The organism is Sphingobacterium sp. GVS05A (genome assembly GCF_019969845.1).
Classification (GTDB): domain Bacteria; phylum Bacteroidota; class Bacteroidia; order Sphingobacteriales; family Sphingobacteriaceae; genus Sphingobacterium.
The window spans coordinates 1-1188 of sequence record NZ_JAHXYR010000016.1; the positions used below are offsets into that span (position 1 = coordinate 1).

Genomic DNA, 1188 nt, shown 5'->3' on the forward strand with positions numbered 1-1188 from the left:
GAGACTGTAACATGAACTGTGTCAGAGGAATAATTCAATAAGATTATTTATATTCAATTATTCAAACGACACGGTCATGAAAGAAAAAGACCCATTCGACTTTGAACGCTTCAAGGCAGAAGCCATGCAAGGTCTTTACGAAGGAAAAAGTTTGTCTCCCAATGATGGCGTCCTAGCGCCGTTAATGAAGCATCTATTGGAATCAATGATGGATGGAGAACTGGAAAACCATTTGAACGAAGAGAAAGCTTCGGGCAATAGCAATCGGCGAAATGGCAAGACAAAAAAGACTGTCCGTGGCCTTAACACTGGAACATTTGAGCTGGAAACAGGTCGTGATAGATCCGGCACGTTTGAGCCAAAAGTAGTACCTAAAAGACAATTAATCATTACTGAACAGCTTGAGGGGCACGTATTGAGCATGTATGCCAAAGGAATGAGCACACGGGCGATAAGCGAGTTTATACGCGAAATGTATGCTATGGAGATCTCTGCCACAGAAATATCGCGTATTACAGAAAGTGTGCTTCCAGCGGTAAATGAGTGGCGTAGCAGGCCTCTTGAAGCTGTTTATCCCTTTGTATTCCTGGACTGTATGCACATCAAGGTTCGCCAGAATGGAACTGTTGAATCCAGGGCTATTTATAACATACTGGGAGTTGGTATGGATGGTAGAAAAGATCTGATCGGTCTTTATAGCTCAGAAAATGAGGGAGCTAAGTTCTGGCTTTCAGTTCTTACGGATCTAAAGCAACGTGGCGTTGAAGACATCCTTATAGCTTGTATTGATGGTCTAAAAGGGTTTCCTGATGCCATAGAAGCTATTTTTCCAAAAACAAAGATCCAGTTGTGTATTGTTCACCAGATCAGAACAAGTATGCGCTATGTAACTGAGAAAGATAAGAAGTTTGTAATGGAGGATCTAAAACCAGTCTATAAGGCTGTGAACGAAGAAATGGGATATGAAAACCTCCTGTCTTTTGAAGAAAAATGGGGTAAGAAATATCCTCTTGCTGCCAAATCCTGGATGGATAATTGGACCAATCTTTCCACTTTCTTTGAGTACGAGGATCAGGTTCGCAAGATTATATACACCACAAATCCGATCGAGGGAATGCACCGTCAGATACGAAAAATCATTAAGTCTAAAGGGGCCTTCAACTCCGAACAGGCACTAATGAAATTGAT

General features: G+C 41.6%; 1 protein-coding gene. It reads left to right on the forward strand.

Annotation, left to right across the window (positions count from 1 at the left end):
- Positions 1-76: 76 nt before the first annotated feature.
- Positions 77-1188 (forward strand): IS256 family transposase (locus LC454_RS26225; protein WP_223585388.1); only part of this gene is annotated, 1112 nt, incomplete at its 3' end.